This window comes from Lentibacillus juripiscarius (assembly GCF_042685205.1).
GTDB classification, from domain to species: domain Bacteria; phylum Bacillota; class Bacilli; order Bacillales; family Amphibacillaceae; genus Lentibacillus; species Lentibacillus juripiscarius.
The window spans coordinates 64840-84381 of the sequence record NZ_JBHUNA010000042.1; the positions used below are offsets into that span (position 1 = coordinate 64840).

Annotated in this window: 26 protein-coding genes; 10 read left to right on the forward strand and 16 right to left on the reverse strand. The window is 39.6% G+C overall.

What is annotated here, in order from left to right:
* Window positions 1–85: 85 nt before the first annotated feature.
* The 9 genes from ACFSUO_RS16255 to ACFSUO_RS16295 form a co-directional block, all read right to left on the reverse strand.
* The gene (locus tag ACFSUO_RS16255) at window positions 86–574 is read right to left on the reverse strand and encodes a hypothetical protein (RefSeq protein ID WP_382396035.1); all 489 of its coding nucleotides are present in this window, start codon (window positions 572–574) and stop codon (window positions 86–88) included.
* A gap of 409 nt (window positions 575–983) precedes the next feature.
* Window positions 984–1172 (reverse strand): hypothetical protein, encoded by a 189-nt coding sequence (locus ACFSUO_RS16260; RefSeq protein WP_382396037.1) that lies wholly within the window; start codon window positions 1170–1172, stop codon window positions 984–986.
* Window positions 1173–1922: 750 nt separating this feature from the next.
* Window positions 1923–2579 (reverse strand): VC0807 family protein, encoded by a 657-nt coding sequence (locus tag ACFSUO_RS16265; RefSeq protein ID WP_382396039.1) that lies wholly within the window; start codon window positions 2577–2579, stop codon window positions 1923–1925.
* 211 nt (window positions 2580–2790) lie between these two features.
* Entirely contained in the window at window positions 2791–3117 is a 327-nt protein-coding gene (locus ACFSUO_RS16270; protein WP_382396041.1) for a hypothetical protein, read from the reverse strand.
* Window positions 3118–3242: 125 nt separating this feature from the next.
* The gene (locus ACFSUO_RS16275) at window positions 3243–3641 is read right to left on the reverse strand and encodes a VOC family protein (RefSeq protein WP_382396043.1); all 399 of its coding nucleotides are present in this window, start codon (window positions 3639–3641) and stop codon (window positions 3243–3245) included.
* Window positions 3642–3983: 342 nt separating this feature from the next.
* Entirely contained in the window at window positions 3984–4358 is a 375-nt protein-coding gene (locus tag ACFSUO_RS16280) for a permease (RefSeq protein ID WP_382396045.1), read from the reverse strand.
* A gap of 14 nt (window positions 4359–4372) precedes the next feature.
* Window positions 4373–4582, reverse strand: coding sequence for a helix-turn-helix transcriptional regulator (locus ACFSUO_RS16285; RefSeq protein ID WP_382396047.1), 210 nt, complete (start codon window positions 4580–4582; stop codon window positions 4373–4375).
* Between the two features lie 286 nt (window positions 4583–4868).
* On the reverse strand, window positions 4869–5024 hold the full coding sequence (locus ACFSUO_RS16290) for a hypothetical protein (RefSeq protein WP_382396049.1): 156 nt from the start codon (window positions 5022–5024) through the stop codon (window positions 4869–4871).
* 253 nt (window positions 5025–5277) lie between these two features.
* Window positions 5278–5493: a DUF6366 family protein gene (locus ACFSUO_RS16295; RefSeq protein WP_382396051.1), complete on the reverse strand. Its 216-nt coding sequence runs from the start codon at window positions 5491–5493 to the stop codon at window positions 5278–5280.
* Between the two features lie 167 nt (window positions 5494–5660).
* Here ACFSUO_RS16295 and ACFSUO_RS16300 point away from each other — a divergent pair, with 167 nt between their 5' ends.
* The gene (locus tag ACFSUO_RS16300; protein ID WP_382396053.1) at window positions 5661–6890 is read left to right on the forward strand and encodes an IS4 family transposase; all 1230 of its coding nucleotides are present in this window, start codon (window positions 5661–5663) and stop codon (window positions 6888–6890) included.
* A 340-nt stretch (window positions 6891–7230) separates the two neighbouring features.
* On the opposite strand, the gene ACFSUO_RS16305 is transcribed toward ACFSUO_RS16300, so the two are convergent.
* Complete coding sequence (locus ACFSUO_RS16305) at window positions 7231–7977, reverse strand: SDR family NAD(P)-dependent oxidoreductase (RefSeq protein WP_382396055.1); 747 nt, start codon at window positions 7975–7977, stop codon at window positions 7231–7233.
* 243 nt (window positions 7978–8220) lie between these two features.
* On the reverse strand, window positions 8221–8628 hold the full coding sequence (locus ACFSUO_RS16310; protein ID WP_382396057.1) for an Lrp/AsnC family transcriptional regulator: 408 nt from the start codon (window positions 8626–8628) through the stop codon (window positions 8221–8223).
* Between the two features lie 119 nt (window positions 8629–8747).
* Between ACFSUO_RS16310 and ACFSUO_RS16315 the strand changes: the two genes are divergently transcribed.
* The gene (locus ACFSUO_RS16315; RefSeq protein ID WP_382396059.1) at window positions 8748–9509 is read left to right on the forward strand and encodes an MBL fold metallo-hydrolase; all 762 of its coding nucleotides are present in this window, start codon (window positions 8748–8750) and stop codon (window positions 9507–9509) included.
* 255 nt (window positions 9510–9764) lie between these two features.
* On the opposite strand, the gene ACFSUO_RS16320 is transcribed toward ACFSUO_RS16315, so the two are convergent.
* From ACFSUO_RS16320 to ACFSUO_RS16330, 3 genes are all read right to left on the reverse strand, one after another.
* Window positions 9765–10943 carry an MFS transporter gene (locus ACFSUO_RS16320; protein WP_382396061.1) on the reverse strand — a complete coding sequence of 393 codons (1179 nt, stop codon included), beginning with the start codon at window positions 10941–10943 and terminating at the stop codon, window positions 9765–9767.
* A gap of 61 nt (window positions 10944–11004) precedes the next feature.
* Window positions 11005–11556: a TetR/AcrR family transcriptional regulator gene (locus ACFSUO_RS16325; RefSeq protein ID WP_382396063.1), complete on the reverse strand. Its 552-nt coding sequence runs from the start codon at window positions 11554–11556 to the stop codon at window positions 11005–11007.
* A gap of 474 nt (window positions 11557–12030) precedes the next feature.
* On the reverse strand, window positions 12031–12489 hold the full coding sequence (locus ACFSUO_RS16330) for a hypothetical protein (RefSeq protein ID WP_382396065.1): 459 nt from the start codon (window positions 12487–12489) through the stop codon (window positions 12031–12033).
* A 178-nt stretch (window positions 12490–12667) separates the two neighbouring features.
* On the opposite strand from ACFSUO_RS16330, the gene ACFSUO_RS16335 reads away from it, so the two are divergent.
* Entirely contained in the window at window positions 12668–13672 is a 1005-nt protein-coding gene (locus tag ACFSUO_RS16335) for a DUF3231 family protein (protein ID WP_382396067.1), read from the forward strand.
* Between the two features lie 48 nt (window positions 13673–13720).
* On the opposite strand, the gene ACFSUO_RS16340 is transcribed toward ACFSUO_RS16335, so the two are convergent.
* On the reverse strand, window positions 13721–13954 hold the full coding sequence (locus ACFSUO_RS16340) for a hypothetical protein (protein WP_382396069.1): 234 nt from the start codon (window positions 13952–13954) through the stop codon (window positions 13721–13723).
* 269 nt (window positions 13955–14223) lie between these two features.
* On the opposite strand from ACFSUO_RS16340, the gene ACFSUO_RS16345 reads away from it, so the two are divergent.
* Complete coding sequence (locus tag ACFSUO_RS16345; protein ID WP_382396071.1) at window positions 14224–15120, forward strand: N-acetylmuramoyl-L-alanine amidase; 897 nt, start codon at window positions 14224–14226, stop codon at window positions 15118–15120.
* Here the strand turns inward: ACFSUO_RS16345 and ACFSUO_RS16350 are convergent.
* Window positions 15105–15305, reverse strand: a complete 201-nt coding sequence (locus ACFSUO_RS16350; RefSeq protein WP_382396073.1) for a type II toxin-antitoxin system RelE/ParE family toxin — start codon at window positions 15303–15305, stop codon at window positions 15105–15107. The two genes, ACFSUO_RS16345 and ACFSUO_RS16350, sit on opposite strands and share 16 nt — an antisense overlap.
* Window positions 15306–15751: 446 nt before the next feature.
* Between ACFSUO_RS16350 and codA the strand changes: the two genes are divergently transcribed.
* The 6 genes from codA to ACFSUO_RS16380 all read left to right on the forward strand — a co-directional run bounded on the left by codA (window position 15752) and on the right by ACFSUO_RS16380 (window position 19477).
* The gene (gene codA, locus ACFSUO_RS16355) at window positions 15752–17011 is read left to right on the forward strand and encodes a cytosine deaminase (protein WP_382396075.1); all 1260 of its coding nucleotides are present in this window, start codon (window positions 15752–15754) and stop codon (window positions 17009–17011) included.
* Window positions 17012–17023: 12 nt separating this feature from the next.
* Window positions 17024–17191, forward strand: a complete 168-nt coding sequence (locus tag ACFSUO_RS16360) for a Uma2 family endonuclease (protein ID WP_382396077.1) — start codon at window positions 17024–17026, stop codon at window positions 17189–17191.
* Between the two features lie 8 nt (window positions 17192–17199).
* Entirely contained in the window at window positions 17200–17373 is a 174-nt protein-coding gene (locus ACFSUO_RS16365) for a hypothetical protein (RefSeq protein ID WP_382396079.1), read from the forward strand.
* A complete protein-coding gene (locus ACFSUO_RS16370) occupies window positions 17345–17578 on the forward strand; it encodes a Uma2 family endonuclease (RefSeq protein WP_382396081.1) in 234 nt (77 codons plus the stop codon). The genes ACFSUO_RS16365 and ACFSUO_RS16370 overlap by 29 nt, the downstream gene beginning before the upstream one ends.
* A gap of 49 nt (window positions 17579–17627) precedes the next feature.
* Complete coding sequence (locus ACFSUO_RS16375) at window positions 17628–18335, forward strand: MOSC domain-containing protein (RefSeq protein WP_382396083.1); 708 nt, start codon at window positions 17628–17630, stop codon at window positions 18333–18335.
* Between the two features lie 818 nt (window positions 18336–19153).
* Window positions 19154–19477 carry a hypothetical protein gene (locus ACFSUO_RS16380; protein ID WP_382396085.1) on the forward strand — a complete coding sequence of 108 codons (324 nt, stop codon included), beginning with the start codon at window positions 19154–19156 and terminating at the stop codon, window positions 19475–19477.
* The last annotated feature ends 65 nt before the right edge of the window (window positions 19478–19542 follow it).

Consider the following 19542-nt stretch of genomic DNA (forward strand, 5'->3'; position numbering starts at 1 on the left):
ACGATTAAACTTAATTATAGTTTCACTTCATGAAAAAGTAAGGGCCTCCTTATTCCATAAAGGCGCCCTTTTCTTGAATAAGCGTTCACCTGAACATCTCTATAATATATACGCTCCCCATAAATACAATCCAGACTAAAATGGGGATGCCCAGGCTCTTAAGAGCATTATTCCATTTATGAATATTCCTCTTCCTTAAAATATAATCAGTTATAAAATATAAAAAAGACGCTAATAAACTGTACCAAAGTAAAATTAAACCAAAAATGATGTGTAATGCTATTGAGAAGTATATTTTTAAATTTTCACTTGTGTAATTTGAAGTTAAACGGGCTATATAGTCACTTATTGTAGAAGTTATTGTACCGTACAGTAAGATAACTGGAAGGCTATATATAAGATACATAGGAACTGATAGTACGAACGCCTGAAAGTATTCACCAACAGAGTTAATATCTCCGCCAAATGGATTTGGTATAAACAAACCTAATAATATAGCAAATAAAGAACCAGAAATTGTTGCAGATATAATTTTTCTTGATAATATTTGACTTATTTCTTTTTTAAAACTCAACTAAAATTACTCCTTCAGCCTATAATCTTGGTCGTTCGTTCAACAAATTTCCCTAAAATAAACTAGCCCTTATGTATGGCCGGCCGCCAAGACTTATTCCGGAATGGCGCTCCGATTGATTAGTAATGTGGTTCATTTTTTCTCAAATTACTCTCCGCAATAAAAAATACAATAAGAGCTACTCCCATAAAAAATGAATTTAATGTGTTAGAAATTAATCCGTACAGAGATAGTGTTATTATGCTTAGGAGTATAACAGTAAAAATAATTCTTAATCTCAAAAATTTCCCTTTGAAATACTTTGACATACATACTCCCCTTTGTATCCTTGTTCAACAATATAGCCCGTTTCAGAAAGGCGCACTATTCGATTTTCGCGCCCGTTTGTATTATTGATTAATGCCAAGTCTTATAAAAACGATTTTTTTAATGTCTCCGCTATTTTCTTGTTGCTGGCTCCAAGCCTTAACACATTTAATACCGCAGTAATACCAAGAAATCCAAAAACAATGTACCCTTGCATTGAATAATTAGTACTCCAAATACCTACAAAGTATGAAATTAAAATAATCAGAAGTAAACCTGCTTTAAGAGCCATACTTCCCCCCCCTTTAAATCTCCATTTTCATTCACCTGGATTCCTTCTAGTTATTTTTACGTTGCTCAATAATCTGGCCCTTATTATGTAACAATCGCGCTAATTTTCGCTACACAAACGCGCCCGTTAACATAATATTCCTTTCAGCTATTGGCTGGTATTCCGGAAGATTGATATTGATGAAAAGTATATTAAGAACTCTCCGCTTTACGTTTACTTTTATTTTTGGCAGCTTTATATAAATCTAACCCAGAAAAAACAATTATAATAATGCTAGTAATTCTTAAATACAAGTCATCATAATTAGAAATTAAGACAGCAATACCAATTAGAAAGTAAAGAACTCTTAAAGATGTACCTAGCATAAAATACCACCTCTCCTTCATTATTCTTAAAGAGCATTAGTATTGATTATAGGATAAGGTAGCCCACACGTTGCTTATTCCATTAAATGGCCCTAAAAAGAAGCACTTCTCCTTGGTCCGGAAATGCGCCCGATGATGGAACAAAGGCTATAATAAATTATACATCCGAAAATGCCTCCGGATATTCAACTGTTTCTTCGACAGTATTTAATTGATAATCGTCCATCTTAACCCTTATGGTCATTTTTAGTCCTTTTGACAGATCGAACAACCACCCAGGTAACGAAACCAACCAAGGAGACAAAAATGATAAGCGCAATATTGGTAGCACCTATAATTTCCACTCTACCCCTCCTGTTATTGCTGTCCTACGCTTTCTTTGCAATTAAGTATCAGTATTTACTGAGGATTCCCTCTTTTTATTTCCTAATTGGTCAAGGTATTGCGCAATTTTATTGCTAACAAAAAGGAATGATAAAAAAATTAAACCGCTAAACACCCAACCACTTATATTCATATAGATAATAACTTTATCGTAGCCATCCACTCCGTATGATTTGATTAAAAATGCCTTTAATGAATTTAAAAAAAGACCACGAAAAACAAATAATAAATTTATTAATTGAAACCATATAAACAAGCCTTTTGATTTATATAACTTTCGGCTATCTTCACGAGGATAACCTTGTAAGTATGCCACATCAACAGCAAAATAAAGTGCCAATGGTTTTTTTATTATAGTTGAGATTAAAAAAACCATTCCGAAAACAAAGCCAAGATACACTTGATTCCAAAGCATATCATTTGCAGATGTAGATAATAAATTAACAGCTGTACTAATAAACAACGATGTAATAACGAAAAGACCAGCTATGTTGAGCTGCTTTTCTTTAATAAAACGATAAACTGTATAGATAAATCCAGGAACGGTTGACAAAAGTATAGCTGCGTAATCGCCAAGTGGCTCTCTTCCATAGTTCCATATTAAAAAGGGGATAGCCCCATAACATATCAAATCGAGAAACATAAGTCTTTTATTCATTAGCAGTCACCAAGCTTTCCGAATAACCCCTTCCTGGTATACAAAGGTTATCTTTACAAAATATTATAAATTCCCTTCTTGTAAAAGTCCTTCTAACGTTCGTTTTTGTACAACAATCTGGCCCGATTCTGCTATGTTATTATTCGATTAAAGCGCCCTTTAATTGAAGAAACATTGATAAACCAAAACTACCCTTTGCCTCAGTTATTGTTCAAAGTGAAGTATGTACATAATTTACCTCGTATCCATCTCCGAGTTCGAATTTTAACTTCTGATACAAACTTAATCCTTTTTCATCATGAGACCTAACTAATATTGCCGTATCACGCTTTATTTTGTCACCATAATCAGTCCGTTCTAAAATTTTCCCATACTCAACGATCCAATTCATTAACTCAGATTTCAATTCATCAGAAAGAGGAAAATCATCAATGTCAAGGTTACAGCCACATTTTGAACACCACAGAGGATCAGCGCTATGATCAGCTTCCATCTTATAGGTATCGTGCGAACAATTTGTTTTTGAGAAGTTTGTCATTACCTTCTACCCCTCTTTATTTAACAAATTAGTTTTCCTTACTCTATATCCTGGACCTTATATGCGATATAGACGCTACCCCTTATTAGGGAAAAGCGCCCTTTAATTGAATACTACACACCAGATTACTCTGGTAAGTTTAACTGCCAAGATATGCCGAATTGATCATTCAGCCACCCGAACTTTTTGCTAAACCCATAGTTATCTATAGGCATAAGTGCTGTTCCATTTTCCATCATTTTATTATAAAGGTCGTCGATTTCCTTTTCAGTATCACACGTAAGAAAGATAGAAAACGACGGGGTAAACGTAAACTCATGATCAACATGACTGTCGATACACATAAACTCCTGCCCCTTTAACGAGAATATAGCTTGCATAACTGTGCCTTCTTCACCGGGTCCTTCAGCCCCGTATCGTATAATGCTTTTAACTTCTGAATCCTCTATGAGTGATGTGTAATAATTCATCGCATCTTCCGCCTTGCCACCTTGAAACATTAAAAACGGTGTAACCTTTTCCACTATAAATCAATCCTTTCCCCATATTTTCCTAAGTTTATCACATATGAATGCTTAGATTTCCATTTTAATGGCTCTATGATGCAACATTGGCGCTAATTCTTATTAGAGATTAGCGCCCTTTTATGGAATAAGCAAACATTCCTGATTAATGAAATCAATTCACAATAGTCAAGAATAAAATTATCGCAAGAAAAATAACTATACAGGCAACCCAGAATTTTTTCCATCCTTTTTTGGTCAATGAACCATCTTCATTCTTATCTTTACGAGTCAAAAGAAACAGAACAATAAAGGAAATAACAGATACGATAGGAAAAAAATATTCCATAGACTTTTGCTCCTTTAATAAAATTTTGACAAAATGACCATTGAAAGAAAGACCGTAATGAACGACAAAGCAAGCAAAAGATTGAGTGCCTGCAAAGCTGTTAATGCAATAACATTAAAATTAAGAAGAGCAATCAAAACAATTAAATAAACGACTATTGAGAAAAAAGAATAAAACATTGCTTTATGCCTGATGAATTTCGTCCGTTCATCATTTCTTTGAAATTGTGGGGCAAGGTAGCTTAAACAAAAACACATAATGATTAAGGCAATGTACGTATAACCCATCGTTGGGAAAGTTTCTTCGGCAATGGTATATATTGTTGTATGAAACCCTCCGAAGATAATAAAAATACAACCAAAAAAGAGGTAAGTCTTCCGATAACCCATTTCTATCACCCCATTTATTTTTTTAGATCGTCTTCCTCTAAAAAGAAAACCCTCTCAACCGTTGTATTGAAGATTTGGCTAATGATTAATGCAAGTGGCAAAGAAGGATTGTATTTACCCTTCTCAATGGATATTACGGTCTGCCGGGAAACACCCAATATCTCGGCAAGACCATCTTGAGAATAACCGTGTTCTTTCCTTAGGTCTTTCAGAGTATTTTTCAATTGGCTCAATCCTTTGTCAAATTCACCTTTGTTATTATCATAATGTAAAGTTTACTATACGTCAAGTAGGCTTTACTTTGTTTTTCCGTGGAGGACATCAAAAAACGCGCAATCCCAGTTGTGGAATTGCGCTGTTTTTTGTAGTCTTATACAAAATTTATTAATCCAGGATGACACTAATCCTTATTAGGGAAAAGCGCCCGATAGTTGAAGAAACTACGGTTTTTTTAAAAAGGCAATCACTATAAACACTATACCAATAATAATGAATAACAAAGTAAAGATATTATCCGAAAAATGAAATACCTGGATTAGTCTGCCAGGAACCTGTATTTATTTGTGCAAGCCAATATACATAAGAACTCAAACGTTCAATTGTGTAAATTAAACCACTTGCCAAAATGAATAAAGAACCTAAAATTAAACTTGTATTTTTATTCAAATGCTTTCCCCCCCTTTTTAACAATCCTGCCCTATTGCTTAGTACTAATTATTTCAAGAAAAGTAATCCAGTTCAATGATTTGTACAAAAATTAAGACACCTGCCTTATTCCAAATAGGTGCCTGATTAAAGAATAAGCGAAACGACACGTTTACATATTGTACTATCGGCGATTGTGGTTTTCATTTTCCATCCCGTTGTTTTTCCTTCTCTTATAGAACACATATATAGCATTACCAATCACTACTAGTGCTTAAAGATAAAAAAATCCATATATTATAAAGCCTACTATGAGTACAAGGAGTAGTATTCCAGTTCCTTTCCAACCCAGTCCTCCAACTAAATCAACAAGACTTCCATTAGAACATCTATGAAATGAATCTCTTAAGTTACCAGTTGGGTTGCCTTTCCATTCTTCTTGTCTTAGTCTCTCTCTTCTTTCTTCAGGTGTTTCGTTATCACTGCCCAATTTATCCCCCCTCACTAGCGTTGCATAAAATTATCAAGCAAAAGTCAAGAAATATATATTATGGCAATATTATGAATGATATTAATTTTCGCTATTAAAAGCCATAAAAAAACCTTATAATTAGGGTATGGTAGTCCTGTCCAAATCCCTAACTATAAGGAGAACACATGGACAATAATACCATAAAATCCGTATTCAAGGAATACATACATCCATTAGATTCGAAAGTCATCCAGAAAGTGGTTGACCACGCCGGGATTGATAAATATGTTAAAAAGCTGAATGTCCTGACATTTACTAGGCTTTTCATCTATGCCCAGCTAAAAGAGCTTCCTAATTTACGGCGTGTAAGTGAAAATGTTAGCCGTAAAAAAACGGTGCAAAGACAAGTTGGTATTAAAAGTATCAGTAAATCCCAGCTTTCAAGAAAGTTTGGTGATATACCATCTGATATATTCCAGGTAATCTTGCATCATTTGATTCAAAAGTTGCACCAAACACTTGGACCCAAAAGGGCTGATAAGGCGCTTGGTAAGATTCATTTAATTGATTCATCAACGCTTTCCATGTGCCTTAGCCAATATGAATGGGCAGATTTTCGGGATACAAAATCCGAAGTGAAGATGCATACATCGGTTGTCTTTTGCGATGGTGAAACCTACCCAAACGATATGATTATCACGCCCGCCAGACCAGCAGATGAAACACAGTTGGATGCATTGATCGTACCAGATAAAAATGCGCTTCACGTATTCGATAGAGGCTATTTCAACTTTGAAAAGTTTGATTTCTACTGTGCAGAAGGGATTCGATTTGTCACCAGAAATAAAACCAATACGGTTGTTCACGTGATAGAGGAGTTACCTGTTGAATCTTCCTCACCTATCATCCGGGACGCCGTGGTGAAAATCGGTAAAATGAAACATCCTTTGCGCTTGATAGAAACATTGGATAGTGAAGGGAACAACATTTCTATTGTGTGCAATGACGCTAAAATTAGCGCCCAGGAAATAAGTGATCTCTATCAAACACGTTGGCAAATTGAATTATTTTTCAAATGGTGCAAGCAACATTTGGTTTTGAAAAAGCTTTATGGTAAGAGCCAAAACGCCGTATTCAACCAGATTTATATCGCTATGATTGTGTTCTGCTTAACCTTATTGATGAAGCATACCTTGGGATATGAAGGTACTTTACTGGAAATGCGGGACTGGATTTGTGATTGCTGGCACAAACAACTTGAAACATTTGCTTCTGAATTAGTCAAAGAGCCAGATCGATCATCCAGTGGTCGTCGAAAACTGCAGCACCAACGTATCTTTGAACAAACCTTAGCACAATACGAATCGGGTGATATTGCTCATTTGAACGATTTAACTTATAATCCTGTCAACTAAATAACTGTAAAAAAATGGATGTAGGACTACCTTTATAGCCCTGTTGTCCTTTTTTGTTCATAGCAAGGTTGAATATGTTTGAAAATTCAATCAATAAAAATATCTTAAAATCAATTGTTTGACTTAGCTTTTACTTTTTTATGCAACGCTAGTGATCCCCCCTAAGAAATTTATGTCTTATTCCACAATCTGGCTCTATTCAAAAGGATCACTATTCGATTAGCGTATCCGATTCTGTAATACATGGCGCAGATCCTTATTCAAGAAGTGCGCCCAACTGTATTTTATTTTTACTTTAAGAGCAATGGGGCAGACTGACTAACGATATGAAGCCCCCTGCTCAAGGAAGACTCAGCTTGGTCATTCTGCCGCCATCCACAGTATATACCTGTCCTGTTATAAACCCAGCCTCATCAGCTGCAAGAAATGCTACGAGCGCTGCCACTTCTTCGGGTGAACCTGTACGACCCACAGGGTGGATCCGTGCGATGTCGCGTCGGAAAGCTTCTACATCAGAGTTGTTTTCAATCATATCAATGTTTAACTCCGTGTCAATCCAGCCGGGTGCTACCGCATTGCAGCGAATGCCTTCATGGCCATGATCTACTGCCACCGAACGGGTTAACCCATGTAGCCCGGCCTTCGATGCACAGTACGCCGCATGTCTGGGGTTGGCAGCAAGCCCCTCCGTCGACCCGGTATTAACGATGCTGCCTTTCGTCTGGCGCAGGTAAGGCAACGCTGCGCGAATCAGCAGGAAGGGGGCTGTCAGATTCACTGTAAGATTGCGCTGCCAATCTTCAACGCTCATTTCTTCAACCGCGGCTTCCTGCATCATGCCCGCGTTGTTGATCATTACATCGAGCTGGCCTGTCCGATCTATGACTTCCTTAACGATTCGCTCCGGTGAATGCGGATCGGAGAAATCTGCCTTGACCCAGTCAAATTCCTCATCATTGCCGCGCTGCGCAGTGATCACAGTTGCTCCTTCGTTATACAACCGGTGGGCGATGGCCCGGCCAATCCCCGAACGCCCTCCTGTTATTAGCGCCACCTTGTTTTCAAAACGCTTCATTTGTTTTGTCATTATAATATACCCTCCTCATTCCAGATCTGACGCTTGCGAGTTATTCACTCCGAAAGTGCCCGTTAACGGAAAACTATTCCACATATTTCGTAAAAAGATACTATGGTTCACTCCCCAAAAGGGCATCCCCTAACTTTTAAATCCTACTTACAATAGTAAACTTTGTGGCAATTTCGGCACCAAATATTTTTAAATATAAATTAAAAGAAGAAAGCCATTTTGAGGGACTGACCGTAAAATGTGCTATCTATTAATAACAATCGATAATTTATAATTGGCATACGCATTTAATTTTTCCAAAAAATTATCTAATATTTCGTTTGATGGGAATTTGCATTCAAGCAAATAACAGCCCTCTCCGCTAATTTTATAGTTATTTACAATGTACTGTCCTTGTGCCTTTATAAATGAATGATAAGGATGGTGATTAGTGTGCTGTATCATAATCGTCATAAAAGCATGTACAGAATACCCTAATTTGTCTTGATTAACCTTTATTGTATACCCCTCTATCACATCATGGTCTTCTAGTTTAGCGACTCTTTCTGAAGCAGCTTGACCGGTTAAATGGACTTTCTCTCCCAATTCTTTCATGGTGATACGACTGTTAGTGGCTAGTTCATCCAGGATACGCATGTCTGTATTATCCAATCTTATTCAAATCCTTTCAGATATCAAGTTATACGGCACTGACACTTGATTTTATCCATGTATGTCTCCATTGATGATAATATATACTAAATGTAATTGAAAGAAAGGAGATTAAAACTATGAATATCCAACAGATCCGCAATGCGACACTGGTGGTTGAATATGCGGGGAAGAAATTTTTAATAGATCCATTTTTAGGGGAAAAAGGTGCTTATCCTCCTTTTCCAGACTCGCCAAGACAAGAGCGGAATAATCCGTTAGTTGATTTACCAACGTCCATTGATAATATTGTTCATAATGTGGATGCTGTTGTTGTGACGCATCTTCATTTAGACCATTGGGATGATGCTGCAAAAGAAACACTTCCAAAGGATATAAAATTGTTCGCCCAAAACGCAGAAGATGCTGCAGAAATTAGGAACAGCGGTTTTCAAAACGTGGAAGTTCTGCAGGAGGACACCGTTTTTGAAGGTGTTCATTTATCGAAAACACAAGGTGAACACGGCAGAGGTGAAATTCTGAAAGTTGCTGGTGTGGTATGTGGCATTGTCTTTAACCATTCAGACGAAAAAACCCTATACGTTGCAGGCGATACAGTTTGGAATGACTATGTTAAGCAGGAAATCGAAACACACAAACCAGAAGTTATTGTCGTAAATGCTGGAGATAATCAATTCTTGAAGGGTGGTTCTCTCGTTATGGGCAAAGATGATGTTTATGAAGTGCATAAGGTTGCAACTGACGCAAAGATTATTGCCAGTCATATGGAAGCAGTCAATCATTGGACATTATCAAGAGAAGAATTAAAAAACTTCATCAATGAAAAAGGAATCTCCTCAAACGTCTTGGTTCCGGACGACGGAGAATCATACTCTTTTTAACGGTAAAAGCAGAAAGAAAAGATAATTTTTCTTTCTGCTTTTAATTATATTTAAAGTTATTGAACATAGCTACTACCTGCCCCATTATTCGAAATAGTATTTCATTCAGTATTTTTTAGCATTACCCCAGATTCAATCCTTCCAGATAACAGCCATTATCTGCGACGCTGGTGCTTTTCTTGTTAAAGAAAAGCGCCCGATCGTATTGCGGTAAAGTAATACAGTTAACCCCGATGTATTCGATTTATCTAGCAATTATTGGGACGGAAGATATTCGTGATTTATTTTATCGGCGGATGTATTTTTTGTCTCTCTCGGGCCAAGCATTATGGAGATCATGCCCATGGAACCATAGACGACAAATGTTGGGACAAACCCCGCAATATCAATAATGATACCGGCAAATAAGGAACCGAATACTTGCCCGACAGCCAAAAGTAAAAAGGGTGTTCCAATCCCCAACGAAGCATTAGTAATAAATACCTTGATCCCCCAAACCATCAATAAACCCGTTATAAAAATATAGGATATCCCGAATAAAGCAGCCGAAAAATAAGACACAGACCATTGCTCAGGATGCCAAGCAAGCAAGAAACTAGCTACGCTAATGATGAGACATCCCCACTTGTAGGCAAATGGAAGTCCGAACCGTTCAATAAGTGATCCGGAGAAACCTCCCAATAAGCCAAATACGCCGAGGATAACCCAAAATAGGGAAAGCTGCCAACCACTATAAGCTCCCGTTGATTCAATAAAGCCAATAGCAAAGGTCCAAAATGCCGCTGTGGAAATTCCGAGCGTGGTGGAGCTAATGATCAATGGTGCGGATCCTTTCACACCTTTGACGGAGAATTTCCCCTTTTGAAAAGTTACGTACGGTTCAGAATCGGTACGTGGGAGCACTTTTGCATTCCACATAAATGCAATCACACCAATAAAAGCATAAACCAGATAGATGACTCGCCATTCTGATGCAAGAAAGATTGCACCTATTCCTGATAGAACAAGACCAATGCTTGTTCCAGAATTAATCCAAGTATTGGCAATTCCTTGTTTTCTATTTTCAATCCAAAGTGTAATCGCCGTACCATATGGTGGTGAAGCAAATCCCGTACTTGCGCCAGCCAGTAGGACGCCGAACCCTAAGAGCCATACATTGGGTGATACTCCCATGATGATTAATCCCACAATCGCGAGTGCCCCGGCGATAAGGATCATGACACGAGGTCCCTTATTGATCGTTAAAACAGTGGCGAGAATAATGGCAAAGCAATAGGATAGATAGAAAAGAGAAGAAATAGTTCCGGAAGTCGATGGGGACATGGCTAGATCATGACTGATATTTGGAAGTAACAAACCATAGCTAAATCTTGCTAGTCCATAAGTAACGGCAATCATCGTAATCCCCGGAAATACCAATTTTGACATTTTCATGCAACCACTCCTACAACCAATTAGATATAACGACCTTTATACTTTATGTTTAAAAAAATTATTATATGGAATAAACAATTTTTTCTGCCATATCTTTGGCGTATTTTGTAGCTTTATTAGGACCAATTAATGTTGTCATTGAAGTGGCTCCTTCAAGCAACAGAGTGAAATAGTACGCTAGGTCATGGTGGTTTTCCTCATCAATCCGTTTAGCCAAAACCTGAAAATACTGTAACAGCCTTGACTTGTGCGAGCGAGCAATATCTTCAATATCATTATCAGTCCCTCCATAATCTTCAATAGCCCGCAAAAACATGTCTCCCATATAGGACTCTTCCTCTAGCCATTTTCCATGTGCTTCGACTGCCATAAGAAAAGGTGTATCGTTTTCTCCTTGTACAAAATGATTCAGATATGACCAATATCTTTCTTCTCTTTGTTTTAAGACTTCTTCAACTAGATGGTCTTTAGATGAAAAATGATTATAGAGCGTCATGTTTGCAACATTTGCTTCACTAATAATTTGTTTTAGACCAACACCTCGAAATCCGTGTTTATAAAATAATCTTTCTGCTGCATTTAAGACATCTTCTCTTTTTTCCGATGTATTCATACAAGCCTCCCACAATAGATATAACGACCTTTCTATTTAAAGTATCATACTGCTTTTAATTAGTCAATCATTTTTCGTTCATTCCGGTAATTTAGTAACATTTAGTAACATGAATTTGTCATTCAAGTTATCTATTTTTAGAATGGAATTCAATATGTTAAGAAGGATTATTCAACAAAATGGCCCGTTTGTTGAACAAAAGCTAAACAACTCTCTACTCTTTATTTTACCATAAATTATTCATCGATCCTGCCTATTAGTTAAATAACGAACGTAAAATTCATTTAATTATACTTCTATACAATCACTTGTTGAACATTCCAAGAGGTCCTTTGTTCACTAAAAAAAGCAGAGGTGAAATCAATTGCGAAAAGCTCTGCTTTTTTATACGAATCTTTATGTGTTTTGCGTTACGTTACTTTTTCCTGTCTGCACCTCAAAGGAGAACCCGCCAAACCCGTTTTCCCAGTTGGATTATTGGTTGTCTGCCGTCAATGTAAACGTCTCCGTTTTGTCGCCCCATTGTACCTTCACTTCCATGGTGGCATCCTTCTCCGGCAATTTATTCGTGCTGTCGGTGAATGCCTTTTTCCTAAATGGCTGCTCGACCTTGAGCTCAAGGCGGGTGCTGCCGTATTCGTAACTCAGTTCCCTTACGGAAGCCAATTCATCAAGCGAACCTTTATATGTCAGAATGAAATCAGATCCACCTTCTGTTTCCCCTTTCATCACATCATCTTCTTCGTAAAAAACACGTTCCCCTTTCACTTGCAGCTCCGCAGTCCAATGCTCGCTTTCACCGGAAAGGGTGTGATCGTAACGAATTACTTCTTTATTTGCCGATTCCACGTCATTAAATTTAAGAACAAAAGTTGTCACAACAATGAGCAAAATAAGCCCAGCCAGTGAAGTAATAAATTTTCTTCGTCCCATGATGAATCCCTCCTTTCTGTCATGCTGGTTTATCAGCAGTTTCCGCCAGTTTATCAGCGAATTTCAAACTTTTATCAGCGATTCCGGTCATTTTATCAGCTATTCCCGCCTAATCATCGGTGATTTAACATATTCATATTCATACCTCATTTGGGAAACCTTTACATGAGGTGATGGCATGGACAAAGATGATTTGAAGCTGACTTCCTCTGAGATAGGTACGTTATGGGGTGAATATGTTAATGGGACAGCGGTTGATATGGTCAACCGGTATATGGTTTCCATCATAGAAGATGAAAAGATTAAGGCATTGTTTGAAGATGCGATCCAAGTATTTGCAGAACAAAAGAAACAGATTAAAACGTTCATTAAAAACGAAGGATTTCCAGTTCCAATCGGGTTTAACGAATCCGATCTCAAGACAGGGGCAAAAAGACTGTTTTCGGACATATTTTGTCTGCACTATTTGCACATTATGACGATGCACGGCCTACTAGGACATACGGCTTCGCTAAGCTCCTCTGTCAGAGAGGACCTTCGCAGGTTTTATGATTCCAGTGGTGATGACGGGATGAAGCTTTTCCATCAGACGATTGATTTATTACTGGAGAAGGGCCATTTTCAGCGTGACCCGTACTTTTACCCAAGAAGTAACCCTGAGTTTGTATCCGGACAACAATTTCTCAATAGATTCTTTGGAAGCAAACGCCCATTAGCCGCAACAGAAATCGCAAACCTGTCCATGAACATTAAGAAAAAAGTCATGGCCAAGACCCTGTCCATTGGCTTTAGCCAAGCAGCACAATCGAAGGAAGTAAGAAAGTTCCTAAAGTCAGCACAAGACTCTGCCGATCAGCAAATTCAATCGCTCGGCAAAATCCTGCATAACGATAACTTGCCTGTACCAATGTCGTGGGAAACAGAGGTCACAACGTCACAGGATCCGCCTTTTTCGGATAAATTAATGTTATACCATATCGGGTTCTTGCTTCAAGCGTCACAAGGTTATCATGGTGCGGGATTGGCAACTGCCATGCGCACAGATATTGTCGCGGAATACGAAAAAATCATTCTAAAAAACCTCATGGTGACAAAAGAATGGTTCAATATTATGACAAAAAATAGATGGTTTGAACAGCCGCCGCTTGCCCCAGACCGGAAAAAGATCGCCAAAGACAAATAGCTATCGGACACCTTCACTATGCTGAGGTGTCCGGTGCCTTCCATATGTTCAGCGATGAATAATATCACTCGTGAGCCGCAAATCCTCCTCCTTCACTTTAATATGGTAGGTCGTTGCATATCTACTCCGCCCACTGAACCCCCCCTTGAATGTTACGGAATCTGTCTTGTAATCAACCTGGTGCTGGTTTAGTCTAATCTTTACTTTATAGAAGTCACCGATGTCCTGCGTTGAGAAAGCAATGACCCATCTCGGAAACAGGTTACGCAACAAATCACGCATCACCATCCCCCCCCTATTCCCGGATATACCGGAATAATCCTATCTTTAACAATGACGGGCCTACGTTCCATTATCAGCCCAAACATGAGACGAAAGACAAAAATCGCTTCTGCTTCAGTATATGCAGCCGATGCCTTGGCCAATACCAGATTCTGTCATGCGGCCATCCTTTCTGAAACTTTCGAATGATTTTTCAGCTGCCTTGTTTAAACTGAACCTGTTATGGAGAACATGCATTAGTACAAGAAAACAGAAAAGGAGAGGTTCATGTGGGGAAGATACGTTTACTGTTTGCAACAGTCGGCGTGGTGCTTGTGATGGCAATATTCAGCCCGTCTGTCCACGCCGGAGAAGGACAAACTCGGGAAATCGGGGTGGATACGCTAAATGTTCGGTCAGGCCCGGCTCAAAGTGCCCCCATTATTGGCCGGCTTGAAGCTGGTGATCAGGTTGTTGTCTTTCAGGAAAGCTTTGGATGGGCACAAACCTATTATGGCGGGCAAGAAGCATGGGTTGCATCACACTATCTGATTCCGGATGAAAACACGAAAACATCCGCTGAGGTGGCCAGCAGTAAGGAAGATTCCGTAAAAGTCACCAAGGCTGCACGCGAATCATCCGGCAAACTGGAAGGCTATACAATTGTGCTTGACCCTGGTCACGGCGGCAAAGATCCGGGTGCCATTGCCGATACCAGTGTGCGTGAGAAAAATCTCACGATGAATGCTGCTGTCAGTGCCGCTAAGGCTCTAAGCAAAGCTGGAGCCGACGTTACACTGACAAGGCCGGACGATACGTTTGTACCACTGGAGGAACGCGTTCGCATCAGCAATGCAAACGAAGCAGATGCTTTCATCAGTCTGCACTATAATGCATTTCCGCTTGACGGAGTAAATGGTTTTGGCACCTATTACTATGCAAACGGAGCCGAAGAGAAGCTAGCCCAGAACATTCAATCCGCCCTTAAGGAACATACGGATCTGAACAGCCGCGGTATTAGGCAAAATGAATATCATGTATTGCGGGAGAATCGTGATTTATCGGTATTGGTGGAGCTTGGATTCGTGACGAATGCCTATGATCTGTCCATCATTCAGACGGAAGAACATCAGGCCAATGTTGCGGATGGAATTGTTGAAGGAGTTATGGATTATTTTAATAGGTAGAGTAGTAGAGAAAGCTGTCCATGGAAGTGGGCGGCTTTTTTAATTATGAAAAGAGCTGTCGTTTCAATGGTACTTATAACCTTTTTTGCAAAAATCCTAGCATATAGTTCTGAGTCTTCCGCAATGAATTCACATATAGCTTCCAGATCTTTTACTGCTGAAAGCGCCCATCTTAATTTAGCCATTTGTCCACTTTCTCCCTGACCATTTCATGGGACATAGAATTCCCTTCATCTAAATCTGTGCTCAAATTTATTCCCTCCTCTTGAATGGATTAGTTAAGGCCATTATACCACATCAGGTAATGGTTAACCCCCTTCTGTACCAATGCTGCAGGTAATGCATAAACTGCATAAAGCTGACCTGCTTTTCACTAAAGTATTAAGCAGCAGGTGACTCCAAGCTATTTTAATAAGGATTAAAGTTAATTTAAGAATCCATCATTATGCGCTTTATCATAAGTAGGCCCTCGATGCCATAATTCCTGGACAATCTTCATTCATAACCCGGGCCTAGATTGCAACCCAACTGACGTTAGAATATACTATAGGGAGATAGGCTAATCTTATACTGTTTACCATTAAAATGGATATTCCACTAAATAAAACAAGAATCAAGGAGATGTTCACCAATGCTTTTAAAAAATGCTAAGCTCTATGGCCAAGAAGGCAGATGGGATATTGACATTCAAGGTGATCAGATCAAAACCATCAATCCGGCAGCAAATACGGGAGAACCGGCTGATGCGAATGTCATTGATTTGGCCGGAAAAATTGTTCTACCGCCTTATGTCGAGCCGCATATTCATCTGGACTATGCACTTACAGCAGGGACACCCAGGTGGAACCAATCGGGAAGTGTATTTGAGGGAATTGAGATTTGGTCAGAACGGAAACAAGTCGTCCATGAAACAAAAGAGGATATTAAAAAGCGTGCCTTGATCGCAATGAAACTGCAGATGAAACATGGGATCCAGCATGTAAGAACACATGTCGATGTAGGTGATCCGACACTGAAAGGATTGGAAGCTTTACTTGAAGTCAAAGAAGAAATGAAACCCTGGATGGATTTGCAGCTCGTTGCCTTGCCACAACAAGGCCTGTATACACATCCAAAAGGGGAGGAACTGTTGGAAAAAGCGCTGAAAATGGGCGCTGATGCAGTCGGCGGGATTCCTCATTATGAATTAACCCGTGAAGATGGGGTCCGGTCAGTCATAAAAGCAATTGAACTGGCAAACAAATATGAAAAGCTGGTTGACATCCATTGCGATGAAATTGATGACGAACAATCGCGGTATCTGGAAGTACTTGCAGCCGAATCCCTTAAATCCGGAATAGGTGACCGGGTAACGGCAAGTCATACAACCGCGATGGCTTCCTATAATGATGCTTATACATACAAGCTTTTCCAGACGTTGAAGAAAGCCGGTATTCATTTCGTCGCCTTGCCGAAAGCAAACTTGCATTTGCAGGGAAGATTCGATCACTATCCGAAACGGCGCGGTCTAACGCGTGTGAAGGAACTGTTGGATGAAGGCATGAATGTTTGCTTCGGCCTCGATTCAATCATGGACCCCTGGTACCCACTGGGCGACGGCAATTTAATGCATGTTGTTGAAATCGGTTTGCATGCTTGTCATATGACGAGTTACAACGATATTACGACTGCCCTTGAACTCATCACAACGAATGGAGCAAAAACCTTGGGAATGGAGAGTAACTATGGTGTAAAAGAAGGGAACAAGGCGAACTTGATCGTCATTAATACAGACTCTGAGTATGAAGCTGTTCGCTGTCAGTCACCAGTTCTTTATTCGATCAGAAACGGGGAAATCATCGTTGAAACAAAACCTCCAGAAACAACCATGAACGTTCCGGTTTTCCCATAACATCAGAAGTATATGTATGAAAAAAGAAGCTATTCATATGCTGATTACCTGACATGGGATGAAGGAGAGAGACTGGAGATTATAGACGGAGAAGCCGTGAATATGTCGCCTGCTCCCTCACGCAGACACCAGCAGATTCTTAGGGAATTATCGACCGCCTTCTCTAATTTTTTTGCGTAAAAAAGAATGTGAAGTATTTTTTGCTCCTTTCGCGCTTAGCGGAAGAAAACAAATGGGTTGAAGATATTGATAATGTAGTCCAGCCTGATTTGTCGGTAGTGTGTGACGAAGCAAAACTGGATGACAGCGGCTGCATTGGAGCACCGGACATGATTGCTGAGGTTATCCCCTTCATCTGTTAAGCAGGATCGCTGGACGAAATATAAGCTGGACGAAAAAATGGGAGTAAAGGAATATTGGCTTGTTGATCCGGTGAATGAGTCGGTGGAAATACACATTATAACCGGTGGACAGTATCAATTCCAAGGGGTCTTTACAAAAGATGATTACACCTCCGTACATGTTTTAACTGGGTTGGAATTGGACTTGAGCGAAATATTTATATAGAACCTCTTACAAACAAGGGGACTTTTTTAGCGACAGGGGGAAGATAGGTATGAGTGAGGCCGTTATTAAGCAAGTTATGATTGGCAAACCGAAAACATATGGGGACAAAGATGCCAAGAACCCTATGGATCGCGAATGGACAACAGGCATTGTGAAGCAAACCATTCAAGGAAAAATCTGGGCAGGCCAAACGAACCTGGAAGGCGATGGACAAGGTGACCGCAAAAATCATGGTGGCGTGGAAAAAGCTATCTTTGTCTATCCGATTGCTCATTATACGCGCTGGCAAGAAAAGCTTGATCGTGCTGACTTTACCATTGGAGCGTTTGGCGAAAACCTGGCCGTTCAGCATATGACCGAAACTGATCTGTGTATTGGGGACACGTTTCAAATCGGCGAAGCAACCGTTCAAGTTTCCCAGCCAAGGCGGCCTTGCTGGAGACCGGCGCGACGCTGGAAGATTAAGGACCTGGCCATACAAATCCAGCGAGAAGGAATGACCGGCTGGTATTTTCGTGTGCTGAAAGAGGGGTATATTCAGGCAGGCGACAACCTTCAGCTACAAGAGCGACCATTTCCCGAATGGACGGTCGCGAAATCCAACGATGTGATGTATAACCAAAAGCAGAATCTGGAACTCACTACTGAACTTGCTGCATGTGAACTGCTTGCTCCAAGCTGGCGCAATACGTTATCCAAACGGGCTCAGGGCAAGACTAGTTCTGATAAAAAACGGGTTATAGGCCCGAATGAATAGGGGCAAAGTGAGCATGAAAATCCCCTTGTGAATCCGGACAGCCGATGCACCAACTGCATAAAAATGAGCGTAAGATAATCTACCAAACTGCGAGGTGGATTATTTTTATTTAATGAATCAGGCTGTTCGCCAAAATCTATGGTTGACAAATTTGATGTCATTTTGACCTAAGCAGTCGCTTCGGAAAAACACTACGCTTTCCGTGGGCTTGTCCTCAGCCTCCTCGAAAAAGAAGATCGCTTTTTCTGCGGGGTCTTCACACTGCGCATTCCCACAGGAGTCTCCATGTTTTTCCTCCGCTAGCTAGTTTTGCTACTATATTCACTCATTCATTTCAACCATAGATTTTGGTGTTGACCCATGAACTAAATTTAAAATACGGAATGTGTTTCAAGCTAAAAATACGCTTTTGTGCAGTGAAAATACTATTATGAGCTGTAACGCTTCATAATAACGATATTTTAGCCCCTTTATAAACATAAATACCATTTTGACAAAGATGTAAGGTCTGTATATGGTGTATATAGTCATACTTCTTATTGCCTCTTTGCCCATCTTCTAGTCCAGGATAATCGTAAATGACCTCTTTTTATTACCCGTAAATGGTCTTCAATAATTACGTTTTCCTGCATTGTCACAACGCTTATATCATTCCATTTCGAAATCACGAAGAAGCTTTGTCTCAGATTTATCACGATGCATTAACAGGCTTTCCTGTGCGGTCGGTATCCGTAAAGGAACGTCTCAAGGCTTGTAAGTTGTAGAAATGTCCCCACTAAATGAACTTTTAAATTTTATTACAAAAGGAGCTGTTCAAGATGAGTCATGATATTATTGGTCACAACAAAGCAGGAGAAGCTATTGCTCATTTGCGTTTTACGATGAACGACGTTAATTCCTCGTTGGTGTATAGTTTGCTAGAGTCCAGTGACTACTACGCGGGGGTAAGCGGGACAGGAGATATTGTAAGGTTTTCACAGCAGCAAATAGAAAAGGCACTTGAAAACTATAACAAGGATCGTATCAAGTACCCGGGCGGAAAGCGCTTTGAAACATGGCAACGAAATGAAATTCAAAAGTTTTTTAAAAACTGCCTGGAGACGGCCAAAAAAGAGCAAACGGTACAAATATTCTTTGGTTAATGTAAAAAAGATTAGCTTATACGGGAATGGCCCTTATGCAGCAACATTACCTGAAAAGCACACAA